The organism is Methylocystis sp. H4A (genome assembly GCF_015709545.1).
Classification (GTDB): Bacteria; Pseudomonadota; Alphaproteobacteria; order Rhizobiales; family Beijerinckiaceae; genus Methylocystis; species Methylocystis silviterrae.
In genome coordinates this window covers 57,823-70,598 of record NZ_JADNQY010000017.1, presented here as the reverse complement: position 1 = coordinate 70,598, position 12,776 = coordinate 57,823, and the positions used below count along the sequence as shown (strand labels likewise).

At 65.8% G+C, this 12,776-nt stretch carries 14 protein-coding genes; 7 read left to right on the top strand and 7 right to left on the bottom strand.

All coding sequences use genetic code 11. The features are described from left to right. Window positions 1-71: 71 nt before the first annotated feature. The 3 genes from IYW40_RS04025 to mch are packed head-to-tail and all read right to left on the bottom strand — an operon-like array spanning window position 72 to window position 2,904. The gene (locus IYW40_RS04025; protein ID WP_196399475.1) at window positions 72-947 is read right to left on the bottom strand and encodes a triphosphoribosyl-dephospho-CoA synthase; all 876 of its coding nucleotides are present in this window, start codon (window positions 945-947) and stop codon (window positions 72-74) included. A gap of 1 nt (window position 948) precedes the next feature. After that, the gene (locus IYW40_RS04020) at window positions 949-1,908 is read right to left on the bottom strand and encodes a RimK family alpha-L-glutamate ligase (RefSeq protein ID WP_246720628.1); all 960 of its coding nucleotides are present in this window, start codon (window positions 1,906-1,908) and stop codon (window positions 949-951) included. 15 nt (window positions 1,909-1,923) lie between these two features. Next, complete coding sequence (gene mch, locus IYW40_RS04015; RefSeq protein ID WP_196399474.1) at window positions 1,924-2,904, bottom strand: methenyltetrahydromethanopterin cyclohydrolase; 981 nt, start codon at window positions 2,902-2,904, stop codon at window positions 1,924-1,926. A 344-nt stretch (window positions 2,905-3,248) separates the two neighbouring features. On the opposite strand from mch, the gene IYW40_RS04010 reads away from it, so the two are divergent. Together IYW40_RS04010 and IYW40_RS04005 are read left to right on the top strand one after the other, a co-directional pair. Beyond that, entirely contained in the window at window positions 3,249-3,410 is a 162-nt protein-coding gene (locus IYW40_RS04010; RefSeq protein ID WP_196399473.1) for a hypothetical protein, read from the top strand. A gap of 346 nt (window positions 3,411-3,756) precedes the next feature. Then, window positions 3,757-4,353: a hypothetical protein gene (locus tag IYW40_RS04005; RefSeq protein ID WP_196399472.1), complete on the top strand. Its 597-nt coding sequence runs from the start codon at window positions 3,757-3,759 to the stop codon at window positions 4,351-4,353. 42 nt (window positions 4,354-4,395) lie between these two features. On the opposite strand, the gene IYW40_RS04000 is transcribed toward IYW40_RS04005, so the two are convergent. After that, entirely contained in the window at window positions 4,396-5,229 is an 834-nt protein-coding gene (locus IYW40_RS04000) for a folate-binding protein YgfZ (RefSeq protein ID WP_196399471.1), read from the bottom strand. 104 nt (window positions 5,230-5,333) lie between these two features. On the opposite strand from IYW40_RS04000, the gene IYW40_RS03995 reads away from it, so the two are divergent. The 3 genes from IYW40_RS03995 (at window position 5,334) to IYW40_RS03985 (ending at window position 7,330) form a co-directional block, all read left to right on the top strand. Next, window positions 5,334-6,659 (top strand): dihydroorotase, encoded by a 1,326-nt coding sequence (locus tag IYW40_RS03995; RefSeq protein ID WP_196399470.1) that lies wholly within the window; start codon window positions 5,334-5,336, stop codon window positions 6,657-6,659. 95 nt (window positions 6,660-6,754) lie between these two features. Then, on the top strand, window positions 6,755-7,066 hold the full coding sequence (locus IYW40_RS03990) for a plasmid stabilization protein (protein ID WP_196399469.1): 312 nt from the start codon (window positions 6,755-6,757) through the stop codon (window positions 7,064-7,066). 36 nt (window positions 7,067-7,102) lie between these two features. After that, window positions 7,103-7,330 (top strand): hypothetical protein, encoded by a 228-nt coding sequence (locus IYW40_RS03985; RefSeq protein ID WP_014890831.1) that lies wholly within the window; start codon window positions 7,103-7,105, stop codon window positions 7,328-7,330. A 103-nt stretch (window positions 7,331-7,433) separates the two neighbouring features. Here the strand turns inward: IYW40_RS03985 and IYW40_RS03980 are convergent, their stop codons facing one another. Then, entirely contained in the window at window positions 7,434-8,015 is a 582-nt protein-coding gene (locus IYW40_RS03980; protein ID WP_246720627.1) for a hypothetical protein, read from the bottom strand. A gap of 56 nt (window positions 8,016-8,071) precedes the next feature. On the opposite strand from IYW40_RS03980, the gene IYW40_RS03975 reads away from it, so the two are divergent. Together IYW40_RS03975 and IYW40_RS03970 are read left to right on the top strand one after the other, a co-directional pair. Next, a complete protein-coding gene (locus IYW40_RS03975) occupies window positions 8,072-10,540 on the top strand; it encodes a TIGR02302 family protein (protein WP_196399468.1) in 2,469 nt (822 codons plus the stop codon). Window positions 10,541-10,600: 60 nt separating this feature from the next. Beyond that, window positions 10,601-10,801 (top strand): twin transmembrane helix small protein, encoded by a 201-nt coding sequence (locus tag IYW40_RS03970; RefSeq protein ID WP_123176941.1) that lies wholly within the window; start codon window positions 10,601-10,603, stop codon window positions 10,799-10,801. Between the two features lie 9 nt (window positions 10,802-10,810). Here the strand turns inward: IYW40_RS03970 and IYW40_RS03965 are convergent, their stop codons facing one another. After that, window positions 10,811-11,230, bottom strand: a complete 420-nt coding sequence (locus tag IYW40_RS03965; protein WP_246720626.1) for a TlpA disulfide reductase family protein — start codon at window positions 11,228-11,230, stop codon at window positions 10,811-10,813. Window positions 11,231-11,460: 230 nt separating this feature from the next. Further along, entirely contained in the window at window positions 11,461-12,747 is a 1,287-nt protein-coding gene (locus tag IYW40_RS03960) for a sialidase family protein (RefSeq protein ID WP_196399467.1), read from the bottom strand. Window positions 12,748-12,776: the final 29 nt, after the last annotated feature.

Genomic DNA, 12,776 nt, shown 5'->3' with positions numbered 1-12,776 from the left:
CGGCGCCGAGCGAAAAAGCCCGATCCGACCGGTGGTCAGATAGCCGCGAGTCCATCCCGCGCGCGGCGGACTCAACCATTTTTGCGCGGCCTTGCCAAGATGGCCGCCAGATAATCGGCGAAAAGAACCGCGACGGTCAGATCGGCGCTTGTGCCGGGATTCAACCCACGCTGTTTCAGCGCGCGATCGAAGTCCAAGGCCAGATCGAACGCCGCCTCGCGGCTTTTGGCGTTCTTGAGACTCTTTTCAAAACGCGTCGCCTCGCCGCGGACCGCCTCGGCGGCGGCGAGCCCATGCTTGCGCGCGATATGGCTATCTGGAAAAGCGGCGAGAAAGGCCGCATAGACGGCGAGCGTCGCGAGCGCCGCATCGGCGCTTCGCGCGCGCGCCTCCCCGAGGGTCGTAAGGCCAAGATCGAAAATATCGGCGAAGCCATTGGCGTATTGCCAGGCGATGCGGTCGCGGTCGGCGGCGGCGCGCATCGCTTCGAGGAGAGTCGTTTGCGCCGGCGCATGGACGTCGTGCTGCGGCGCATCTCCAAGCCCCGCCGGGCGCGCATGGGCGATGGCGCGAAACGCGGCGTCGGCGTCGTTTATGTCGAGGGCCTGCAGGACGCGCCCGGTCTCCCGACGCAGATCGGCGCTTTGCGCGGTCGTCGCGGCTTGCGCCAGCGGCGCGCAGAGCAGGACGATGCCGAGATTGGTGTTTTGCCCGACGCGCGCCCACGTCGCTTCGATCGCGCCGGCGATGCGGGCGCCGACGCTCGATCGCTCCGCGCCGATGAAGGGGGCGGCGGCCTCGGCGCTGGCGAGGAAATCCGCCGTGGTCATGCCATGGCCGTCGGCGAAAACATGAACATTGCCGGGCTTGGGCGCTTGCAGCTCCGCCTCGCAGGCGGCGACGAAGGCGGTCGCGATTTCTTGCGGGTCGGCTGCGAAATTCGCCACGTCAGCCGCGAAGTCGCGCGCGCGTCATTTGCGCAAGCGCGTCGGCGGTGACTCTGTCGGCGATCGAGAAGGGCGTCACCCGCTGCAGTCCGCTCCAGCCCGCCATGCTGTTGACCTCAAGAATAAGCGGCGCGCCGCGGTCGTCATTGATGATGTCGACGCCCGCGAAGTCGACGCCGAGCGCCTCTGCGGCGGCGAGCGCGATCTCCGCCTCCCGCGCCGACGGTTCGACGGCGAGCGGCTTCGCGCCCTGCCGCACATTGGTGATCCAATGGCTCGAGCGCCGGCGCATCGCGGCGATGGTTTCGCCGCCCGAGACGAGAATGCGCATATCTTCGAATGGCGGCCGCGCCGGGCCGACGAAGTGCTGGAGATAGAACACGCCGCGCGCGTCCTGAAGCGACGGTAAATCGCCTTCGTGCTCGATCAATCGCAGACCCCAGCCCTGCGCCCCGAAGAGCGGCTTCATCACGAGCGGGCCCTTGGCGCATTCGCGCCGCGCAATGGCGCGCGCCTGCGCGAGAGTCTGAGCCGCGAAGGTCTGAGGCGCCGGCAGTCCGGCCTGCGCCAGAAGAAAGCTCGCCATGGATTTATCGGTGCAGCGTTCGATCGCGCGCGCGCTGTTGACGACAGGGACGCCAAGCGCCTCCAGGGCGTGCAGGACGCCAAGCCGCATGGTGATCGCTTCAAGCGACCCGTCGCCGATGGCGCGAACGATGGCGAGATCAGGGAGATCGTGAAATCCAGGGATGACGAGGCCCTGGGCGCGGCCCGTCTCGATCTTGCAGGCGGAGAGCCTAACGGCGACGGCCGTTGCGCCCTGCTTGCGCAAGGCGCGGAGCGTGCGGATCACATGCCAGTCGAGCTTGTCGGTGAAGACCGCCACGCGCGGCGGCGGCCCTCTGTCCTCGCTCAAAGGAGCGGTGGGATCGGATCTATCGAGCAGGTCGAACGCAGTCAAACAACGCCCCGGCGATCACCCGCCAAACGATTTATCCAGCAGCGCCAGATTGATCTCGCCGGCGCGGAAGGTTTCGCCGGTCTCGACCGCCGTCACCAGCGCTTCGGCCGGCGAAAACAGGCTGCCGTCGATCTTATAGAAGTCGCCCTTATACGCCTTGAAGATTTCGGCGAACGGCCGGCCATAGTCGCGCGAGGTGTCGCTCGGCAGCTTCTCGGCCAGCTCCTTGGCGGCGGCCGCCGAGCCCTTCACGAAAAGATGTGCGCGCCCGGCGTAAATGATGGCGTCATTGGTGCGGCCCATCGCCTGCACAAAGTCGGGGTGGGGCGGCGAGAGCGGCGCCGTCGCGACGCCGTCGATAATGTCGTCGAGCGGAAAATGCAGCTCATGCGCCTTGTGCAACGCGACTTCGAGCACCCGGCCGACCACCTGGACGCCGCCGGCGAGCGACTGCGTCGGCGCATAAATGAAGGCGACCTTGTCTGGCGTCACGCCTGAGCGCGCGGCGACCTTCTCGACGACTTCCTTGGGCGGGGGAGAGCCGCTTTCGAGGACGATGGTGACGCGGTCGGCGAGATCGCGATACGACAGTTCATCGAAGAGCTTTTCGGCCCGCGCCTGGGCGCGGCCCGGCCCCGACCCGAGAGCGAAGAATTTCTCGTGGCTCAGGCTCCAGCCGGCGTATTGGCTGGCGAGGCAGGCGACGACGGGATCGGCGCTGGTCACGGTCAGCCAAAACGGCCATTTGGGCGCGGCCGGCGCGTGGGAAAGGGTGACGCTCCCAAGTCCGCCCATGCAGATCTCGGTCAGCAGCAGGCCGGCCTCGATGCCGCCCGGGACCTTGGCGCCGGCGTCGATCAGCAATTCGCCGAGACTGCCGCGCTCGACGGCGATCCGATATTTCGCCGCGCCGGCGACGAGACGGTCGACCAGCGCGCCCGCGAGAGCGTTGACGCTTTCGGTCGTGCGGCCGCTGATGTTCAGGCTTCCGCTCACGTGTGGCCCTTCCCTTCTTTCGCTCTGTGGCGCTGTCCACCCTTGCCCGGCCATTCTAAGCATGAGCCTGCAGCCGGTTCGAGCCCTGAACTTATAGAGCTTTTCCGCCGAAACGAAAGCCGGGCCGCGCCGCAGCATGTCGCGGCGGGAACCGCTTGGCCATGAAGTTGGCCATGAAGTTTGAGGTCGAATGTCACAAAACTTCAATCTTTGTGGGTTTATTAAGGCAACCAATCGGCTGCTGAAGCGTTGAGCATCGCTTGTGTGTTTCCGCACATCAAGCAGGCGGGTTTTCTGCGAAAAGCGACCAGTACGATATATTTTTACGCTGGAAGGAAGATGAGATGGACGTGCAGCCGACTGAAGGGGACGTCGCCGAGCATACGGCTGGACATCTTGCGGTGACCGACGTGATTTACGTCGCGCTCGCGATTGCGGTGATTCTCTTCGGCAATATGGCGCTCGTCCGCGCTATGGACGTCGCGCTCGATTCCCTGGCCCGATAGGCGGCGCCGAACGGCCGCGAGCGGGTTGATGAAGGTCGGCGGGCGGAGAGCAAGACCCTTCAGACTTGGCTCCTTCCGGTGGTTGCAGCAATCGACAACCATTCCGCGCAGCTTCGCCGACTTAGCAGCCGTTTCGATCCAAAATCTGGTCACGCAGCACGCTCATTGATTCCGCACCGGGTCTGCGACCAGCTGCGACACACATCCGGCTTGGACTCGCCGACTCCCAGGATCGAACTCATTTCGTCGCCTCTCGTCGCCTTCGGCGGCGGGAGGCGATGGACGGCAGGCCCAAAAATGCGGCATTCTAGATTTTCGAAACACGCTGTCGAAGCCGCGCGGAGACATGTTCAGAATTAGGCTCCTCTTCATTCTCCTCGCGGCGATAGGCTTGATCGCCCGCGCGGACGCGCAAGCGGTGCGCAGGGATTCCGCCAAGGCGTTCCAGAAAGTTCGGGAATGCTCGGCCCAGATGGGCCCTAACGTCATCACCTTCAGCTTCTATCAGCCGACGCAATCGAGAAGCCAGTTCTGCCAGGACATTCCCGAAACGGGTCCGACGACGATCGTGATCGACACGATGCAGGACGAATTGCGGGACATGATGGTGGAAATCCGCATCGTCGAAGCGGACCCGAAAGGGGACGATGACGCCGCGCCGAACGAGGCCTATCTCCCTCCCGCCCAGTTCCGGACAGGGGTGATCCAGCTCGAACACGACTTCAAGAAACAGGGAGATTACGTCGCTCTGGTGCGGGCGCGGAGCCCGGACGGCCGCAAGGAATACAACGCCCGTTTCCCCTTCTCGGTCGGCGAGGAGTTCATGCGCGATTGGGCCGCGGTCGCCCTCGCCACCGCCGTCGCGCTCGCTTTGGGCGCGGGCTGGTACGTGCATTCCTTCGGTAAGAGAGACTCCAAGAAGACCAAGTTCCGGCAGGCGTGACGGCGCGCCCTGCGCTCGTTTGCTGCGGCGGCCGTCGCATCCCTACGTCGGCGGCTTGTCCGGAGTCTCAAAAGACAAATCCGCGCCTGCCGCCATCGGCGTCGCGCCTGCCGCCAGGGCGTCGCCGAGACGGTCGAGACGGATCAAGGCGAGACCCTCTTCATGAAGGCGCGAGCCGGTGACGCCGATTTCAACGTCGCCGGCGCGGATCGTTTCGCCCGGCGCGGGCGCGCCGCCTTGCGCGCGATATTTCGTGACCCGCTTGCGCACCAGGCCGCGGTGCTTCATCCGCGACACCACTTCCTGCCCGACATAGCAGCCCTTCTTGAAATCGATCCCCGCGAGGAGATCCATGTTGGCTTCGTGAGGAAAGGTTGCGCCATAGTCGAAATCGACGCCGCCGAGCGGCACGCCGGCATGGATGCGCCGGGCCTCGTAGGCGCTCCGCCCTTCCTCCGTGGGTATCTTGCCTTTTGCCGCGATGGCGCGGAATCCAAGCGGGCCGCGCGGATCGGCGGCGATGGCGACAGCCTCGACCTTCGGCGCTTCGGTCTGGTCGGGAAAGGCGATCGCGTCAAATTCGCCGCTGCGGTTCGTCACCGTCACTTTCGAACGCAGCTTGTAAATGTTCAGACGTTTTTCGAGATCGGCGGCGAGAGCGAGCGGACAGTCAAGCAGATAGCCTCCTTCGCCCGCGGTAAAGACCAGAAAATCAAATAAAATCTTGCCCTGGGGCGTCAGCAGCGCGGCGTAGCGCGCCTCGTCCGGCTTGAGCGAGGCGACGTCGTTGGTCACCAGATTATGCAGGAACTTGCCTGCGTCTTCGCCCGCAACCTCGATGATTGCGCGGTCATCGAGCAGAATCGCCGTCGTCATGTCTCTCTTCCGCCTCCGCCGCCAGCTGCTTGAGTCTCGCGCGCCTTTGGCGCATTAGCAACAAAACTCCACCCCGCGACGACATCGCAAGCGAGGCGCCACTCATGCCGCAGGTCTTCGACGTCATCCTCTCCGGCGGCGCGCTCGTCAATCAGGACGGGGAGGGCGCGCGCGACGTCGGTCTTCGCGACGGCAAGATCGCCGAGATCGGCGATCTGTCTCGCGCCTCGGCCGGTGAGACGATCGACTGTCGCGGCCTGCATATTCTGCCCGGCGTCATCGACACGCAGGTGCATTTCCGCGAGCCCGGCGCCCCGCATAAGGAAGACCTTGAATCGGGATCGCGCGGCGCGGTTCTGGGCGGCGTCGTCGGCGTTTTCGACATGCCCAACACCAATCCGCTGACGACAGGCGAAGCGGAGCTCGCCGACAAGGTGGCGCGCGCCACCGGGCGCATGCATTGCGATTTCGCCTTCTGGGTCGGCGGCACGCATGAGAACGCCGCGCATCTGAGCGAGTTGGAGCGGCTTCCCGGCGCGGCCGGGATCAAAGTGTTCATGGGCTCCTCGACCGGCTCGCTGCTCATCGCCGACGACGCCGGCGTCGCGGACGTGCTGTCGCATACGCGCCGGCGCGCCGCCTTTCACAGCGAAGACGAAGATCGGTTGAACCTGCGCAAGTCGTTGCGCATCTCCGGCGATCCGTCGTCGCATCCGGTCTGGCGCGACGTTGAGACGGCGGTGCGCGCGACGCGTCGGCTCATGCACATCGCGCGCGAGAAGGGCGCGCTCGTGCATGTGCTGCATGTCACGACGGAAGAAGAGATCGCGCTGCTCGCCGAGCATAAGGACATCGCCAGCGTCGAAGTGACTCCGCATCATTTGACGATGGACGCGAGCGACTATGCGCGGCTCGGCACGCTCGCGCAGATGAACCCGCCGGTGCGCGAGGCGCGCCATCGCGAAGCCCTCTGGCGCGGCGTCACGCAGGGCGTCGTCGACGTGCTCGGCTCCGATCATGCGCCGCATACGCTCGAAGAGAAGGCCAAGCCTTATCCCAACAGCCCCTCGGGGATGACGGGCGTGCAGACGCTCGTTCCGCTGCTGCTCGATCACGTCAATGCCGGCCGATTGACTTTGCAGCGTTTCGTCGACCTGAGCAGCGCCGGTCCGGCGCGGCTTTTCGGCATCGCCGGCAAGGGGCGTGTGGCCGTCGGCTACGACGCCGATCTCACAATCGTCGACATGAAGCGCCGCGAGACGATCCGCAATTCCTGGATCGCCTCGCGCGTCGGCTGGACGCCCTATGATGGCAAAGAAGTCGTCGGCTGGCCGGTCGGGACGTTCGTGCGCGGCGCCAAGGTCATGTGGGACGGCGAACTCGTAACGCCTTCCAGCGGCGCGCCCATGCGCTTCTGGAACGCTCTCTAATCTCCTTTTGCAAAGTTTGCGCGAAGGCGCGGAACATTGCGACCTCGCGCGCGGTTAGTCGCTCATTCCCGATTGCGCGCAAGAGGAGATGAGCCATGCCGCAGGGAGACAAGGCGGCCTATACCGACAAGCAGAAACGCAAGGCCGAGCACATCGAGGAAGGCTACGAGAAGCGCGGCGTGTCCGAGAAAGAAGCCGAGCGCCGCGCCTGGGCGACCGTCAACAAGGACGACGGCGGCGGCAAGAAATCTGGGTCCGGCCGTGGCGCCAAGACGGGCAATCCGGCGGCGCACAAGGGCGGCAAGATCGGCGGCGAAGCTTCCGCGTCGCGTCCCGCTTCGGAACGCTCGGCGTCCGCCAAGAAGGCCGCCGAAACACGCAAACGCAACGAACAGCGCGCCAGCTAGCGCGAAGCCATTGCTGTTGAAAGCGAGGAGAACGCGATGACCGCGCAGAAGGACGTGCAGCCGACGAACGAAGGCGAAGGCAGCCGCACCGCCGCCAAACAGTATAATGAGGCGACGAGGAAATTCGTCGAAAGTGGCAAAGTCGACAAAGCGGCGAAGGACGCCGAGCAGGCGATCGAAGGCGACGAAGCGGAAGAGTTGAAACGCGCCGAAGATGAAGGCCGCGCGCATGCCGCGCCGCATGAGCAGGAGCGCGAAATCTAACTTGATGCTTGCAGCCGGCGGTCGGGTTCTACCCGCCGAACGGCTCTCCAAATTTCGGCGCGGCGATTGCCGCCGCGTCGTCTTGCAACGCCTCGGCGAACTTCTAGTCTTCGCTCCAGAAGTAGTGCCAAACGCCGTCCGACCCGATGCCGATGCGCATCGCGCGCGGCTTTCCTTCGGCATTTGAGCGTATAAGATCGGCGAAACGCACGCAGCGCCACCTTGCGCGCGCCTCGTCCTCATTGGCGGGCTGCTGCGGATGGCGCGCGAAGGCCGGCCATTCATAGAGCGTCGTCGGTCCGCGGACGATCTTGACAAACGGCTGCGCAAAAATCGCGCGAATGAGCGAAATCGTTTCTTGCCCCTTGCGATCGAAGGAAAGCGTCTTCAAAATCTCGATGGGATCGGTTCCGGCCTTGAAGGCGCCGCTCATGGCGAACAGCGGGCGCGTCTCGTTCCAGTCGATCGGAATGCGGAGCGCCTCGACCTCCCCGGTCTCGGTCGCGGCGAGAATCTTGTCGCGGATTTTGGCGACGGGCGCGGGAAGAAGCGCGAGATCGCTGATCGGGGGAGAAATGACGTCGCCGATGACGTCACCCTTGGGTTTGCGGATCATTCGGCAATGATAGCGCGCGCCGGCCTTGATGCGCCAATGCGCTGAATTTGACCATTTTCCTACGGCCAAGATTGTCTGCCCGGATCGAAACCGCCATTGTCATCGGCGCGTCTCTCGGAGAGTATATGGACGAGCTTCAGCACCAGAATGCGCCCTCGGGGAAAAAGACCTCGCCGCGTCTTGAGGGGATGCTGCGCCAGTCGGCGCTGGCGCTCGTCGCCGAGCGCATCTGGCGGGCCGGCTTGGCGGTCGCCACGATTGCCCTTGTCTTCCTGGCGCTCTCCTGGCTGGGACTTTGGCAGGCCGCGCCGCTCGAGGCGCGCATCGGCGGCGTGGCGCTCTTCGGCTTCGCCGCGCTCTATGTCGTCGCTCGAGAGTCGGCGCGCGGCTGGCCGCATCGCGCCGCCGCGCTCGAACGGCTGGACCGCAGCGCCGACGCCGCCTTGCGTCCTGCCTCTTCACTCGAGGATCGGCTCGCCAGTCCGAACGCCGACGCGGGCGTCGAGGCGCTCTGGGCGTTGCATCGCCAGCGCCTGGAGATGGCGCTGGCGCAGACGCCCGTAGAGGCGCCGCATCCGCGCGTCCCACAGCGCGACCCCTATGCGCTGCGCGCGCTGGCGCTCGTCGCGGCGGTTGCCGCCGGATTCGCGGCGGGCGATGAAAAGCGCGCGCGGATCGCCGCCGCGTTCGACTGGCGGGCTTCCGCGAGCTTCGGGACCAGCGCGCGCGTCGACGCCTGGCTCGAACCGCCGGCCTACACCGGCCGTCCGCCGATCGTGCTCGCTAAGGAGAGCGACGCGCCCATCGAGGCGCCGGTCAATTCGACGCTGCGCATCCGCCCCCCAGACTCTGGCGTATCCGTCTCCGGCGGGCTGGTCGCCGCGCAGGCCGCCGTCGAGGACGCGCAAAAGGGCGCGTCGAAAGAGCAGGCCTTCAAACTCTCCAGCGCGGCGCGCGTGTCGCTTTCCGACGGTCGGCGCTTCGATCTCGCGGCGATCCCAGACAAGCCGCCGAGCATCGCGCTGACGGAAAAGCCGCGCAACAATGTTCGGGGCTCGATGACGCTCGCGTTCCGCGCCACGGATGATTACGGCGTCGTCGGCGCCGAAGCGGTCTTTAGCGGCCCGCCCAGCGCGCGACGCGCGCTCTACGAGCCGCCGCGTCTTGCACTCGCTTTGCCGCCTGGCGGCGGCGGTCAGGGCGAGGCCAAGGCGACAATCGATCTCGCCGACAGTCCGTTCGGCGGCGCGAAGCTCGCGATGCGCCTCGTCGCCAAGGACGCCGCGGACAATGAAGGCGCTTCTGAATCGGTTGAAGTGACTCTGCCGCAGCGCCGCTTCGTCAAGCCGCTCGCCCGCGCGCTCGCCGAACAGAGGCGCATCCTCGCGCTCGATCCGAATTCGCGCTCCAGCGTCCGCACGGCGCTCGAGGCGCTGTCGATCGCGCCCGAAGCCTTCGATACGCCTGCCGCCGTCCATCTCGGCCTCCGCGAGGCGCGCCGCGGTCTCGAGGGTCCGCGCAGCGACGACGAATTGCGCGGCGTCTGTGACATGCTGTGGGCGATGGCGCTTGGCCTGGAAGAGGGCGACACCTCCCAAGCCGAGCGCGAACTGCGCGCGGCGGAGCGCGAATTGAAGGATGCCATTGCGCGCGGCGACAGCGAGCAGGACATCGCCAATCGCGCCGAGGAGCTTCGCGCCGCGCTCGATAAATTCCTCCAGCAGCTCGGCAGCCGATTGCCGCCCCCGGGAGCGCCGCTCCAAGAGGCGGAAGGCGGCGCCGACACCGTCACCCCCGACGAGTTGCAGCAGATGCTGGACGAAATGAACAGAGCCATGAAGGCGGGCGACATGGCGCAAGCGCAAAGGCTTCTGGAGGAACTCCAGGACATTCTCGAAAATGTGCAGACGGCGCAGGGCGCGGGCCAGCGTCGCGGGCGCGGACGCGAAATGGCGCGCGCGCTCAACGAACTCGATCAGTTGTCGCGCGAAGAGCAGCAATTGCGCGACGACACGTTCCAGGGGATGAACGCGCCGAGCGATATGGAATCGCGCGGCGCGCGCGGCCATCGTCAGAAGGGCCAGCCGCAGAACGAGGAACTCAGCGACGAACGCCAGCGCCAGCAGGCGCTTCGCGAGCGGCTCGAACGGCAGCAGGACGCGCTGCGCGAGGGCGGCGTCGAAGCCGCCGAAGAGCTCGACGACGCGCGCCGCGCGATGAAGGAGGCGGAGGACGCGCTCGGCAAGGCCGGACAAGGAGGCGCCAGGGCGGTCGACGCGCAAGGGCGCGCGGTGCAGGCGTTGCGTAAAGGCGCCGACCGGCTGGCGCAGCAAATGCGCGGCGATGGCGACCAAAACGCTGAAGAAGAGGGCGGGAGCCCGGGCAGGCGCGGGCGCCGCGGCAAGGGCCGCGATCCGCTTGGGCGCGCGTCGGGCGACGGCAATCGTCCCGACGCCTATGGGAAATATGATCCGCTCGGCCTGCCGCAGGCGCAGCGCGCCCATCGCGTGCAGGAAGAGCTGCGCCGCAGGCTCGGTCAGCCTGAGCGCCCGCAGGAAGAGCTCGATTATCTGCAGCGCCTGCTGCGGCGATAAACGCCTTGCCGGCGGGCGCGCGCTTCTCTACAGCGCAGCGGGTAGGGAGAAGCGCCGCTCATGCCAAGTTCTTCAAATCTATTGGTCGTCGTCGCCGTCGCGGCGGTGATTCTTGTCGTCGTCGCCGGCTTCATCAATATGTTCCGCGGCGGCGAGGGCGCGCCCGCCCGCTCGCAGAAGCTGATGCGTTGGCGCGTCGGCCTGCAATTGCTGGCGCTTCTGATCGTGCTCGGCGTGCTTTACGCGCGAGGCCGCTGGTAAGCGACCGCTTCACTTGGCTACGCGCTTTTCCAGCCATTCGACGATGAGCGGATCGTCGACCGCGCCCGTCACCGTCACGACGCCGCCATCCGGGGCGACGAGCGCCGTAAAGGGCAATTCTCCGCGCCAGGCGCTGTCCGCTTCGAAATAAAGCTTTTCGACAAAATCGTCCGCGAAGCCGTAGTGATCCGCGCGCGAAAGCCCGACCTTCTCGATGCGCGCCTCCGCGCGGGGGCGATCATCGTCGCCGTCGGTGTTGACGAAGACGATGTCGAATCCCTTTTTCTCGGCGGCGATCTTCGCCCATTGCGGCAATTCCACGAGGCAGGGCGGACAGGTCACCGACCAGAAATGCACGACGAGCGGCCTGCCGGCGTGAGCCTTGGTCAATTGCCCGAACGCGCCTCGGCCGTATGGCTTGAAGTCCATGGCGAAGGCGCCTCCTCCTGCAAGGAGGGCGAAGGCGAGGGCGAGTGACATGAGGCGCATTCGGCGAAGACCCATTGGACGATTTTTTTGGTTCTTGTCATTCCCGGCAGGCCGCAGGCCCGACCGGGAATCGAGAGTGATGAAGCTCGCGCCGTTGGTCGTTTCAGGAGTCCCGGTCACGCGCAGAGCGCGCGTCGCGAATGACAAAGCAGCGCCCATCCGATTTGGCGTCACTGCGGCGCCGCTGCGCTTTTTTCGTCTCGCGGCAGCGGCATAAGGCGATAGCCTTCCTTATGCGTTAACCAGGATAGATACGCCGCGCCATTATGGGCGATGAGTTCCGGATGGTCGGAGGCGTCCAGCGTTTGCGCCATGACGCGCGGCGCGCTCCAGCTCTTGCCGTTGTCGCGCGACATTTGCATGGCGATCGTCGTCGTCGTTCCGTCGAATTCCTTCCAGACGCGATACAGGCGGCCCTTGGCCGCGACCAGCGTCGGATGTCCGGCGGCGCGCGCGTCGTCGCCGAATTTCTCCGGCTCCGAGAAGCTTTTGCCCGCGTCGAGGCTGCGCGCGTAATAGAGTCCCTGGCGCTTCTTGCCCTTGGTGAACCAGACCACATGCCAATCGCCGGCGGCGTCGATCGCGATCGATGGTCCGTGATGCGGGCAGCTATTGATCGCCCAGTCATCGTCGGAAACGCGCGTCGCCGTCGCTTGCGCGGCGTCCGCGGAAAGCTTCGCGACCATATGGTCGCGAACATTGCCGTCCAGCACCTGTCGCCAGGCGAAGACCGGCGTTCCATCCTTGTCGAGCGCGCCTGACATGCGGCAGCATTCGCAGGCGTGATCAATCAGGATCGACTTGCCTTTGAAAGTCTTGCCGCCGTCGTCCGAATAGGCGAAAGCGACGCCGCTGCCGAGGAACTCCTTGCCTTCGGCCTTGGCTTTGAGCGCATGCGTCTTGTCGAGCCAGCCGGCGTAGATGCGGCCTTTGCGGTTGACGACGATGCTGTCGAAGCGCTGGCCGCCTTCGGCTAGAAGCGCCTGCGGCGTTGAAAAGGTCTTGCCGCCGTCCGTCGAGCGGGCGGTGAAGATCGTGCCGATCATCTGCTTGTCGGGCCGTGTCGTATAACTCGCGAGCAGCGTCCCGTCTTTGAGAGCGACGATTTTCGGACGCGCGTCGCCATGCGCGTCGATCACGCCGTCGCCGACCGTGGCGATGGCGGTCGGCGCGGAGAACGTCGCGCCATTATCCGAAGAGGCGGCCGCGTAAAGGCTCTTGCCGACGGAGAAGGCGACCCACAGTCGTCCGTCCTTCGCAAAGGCGGGAACGGCGGTCGCCGCGCAATCCACCTTCGCCTCGGCGCAAGCGGCGGCGTGGTGACTCATCGCGGCCGGCGGCGCTGATTGAGCCGGCGGCGCCGCGTCCTTAGGAGAGTCTGCGGACGGCGCGCCTTGTTGCGCGCTTGCGGCGCCCGAGGCCGCGAACGCCAGTAGGGCAAGAGCTAAACGCTTCATTGTTCCTCCCGATCTCATCTGTGTAGCGG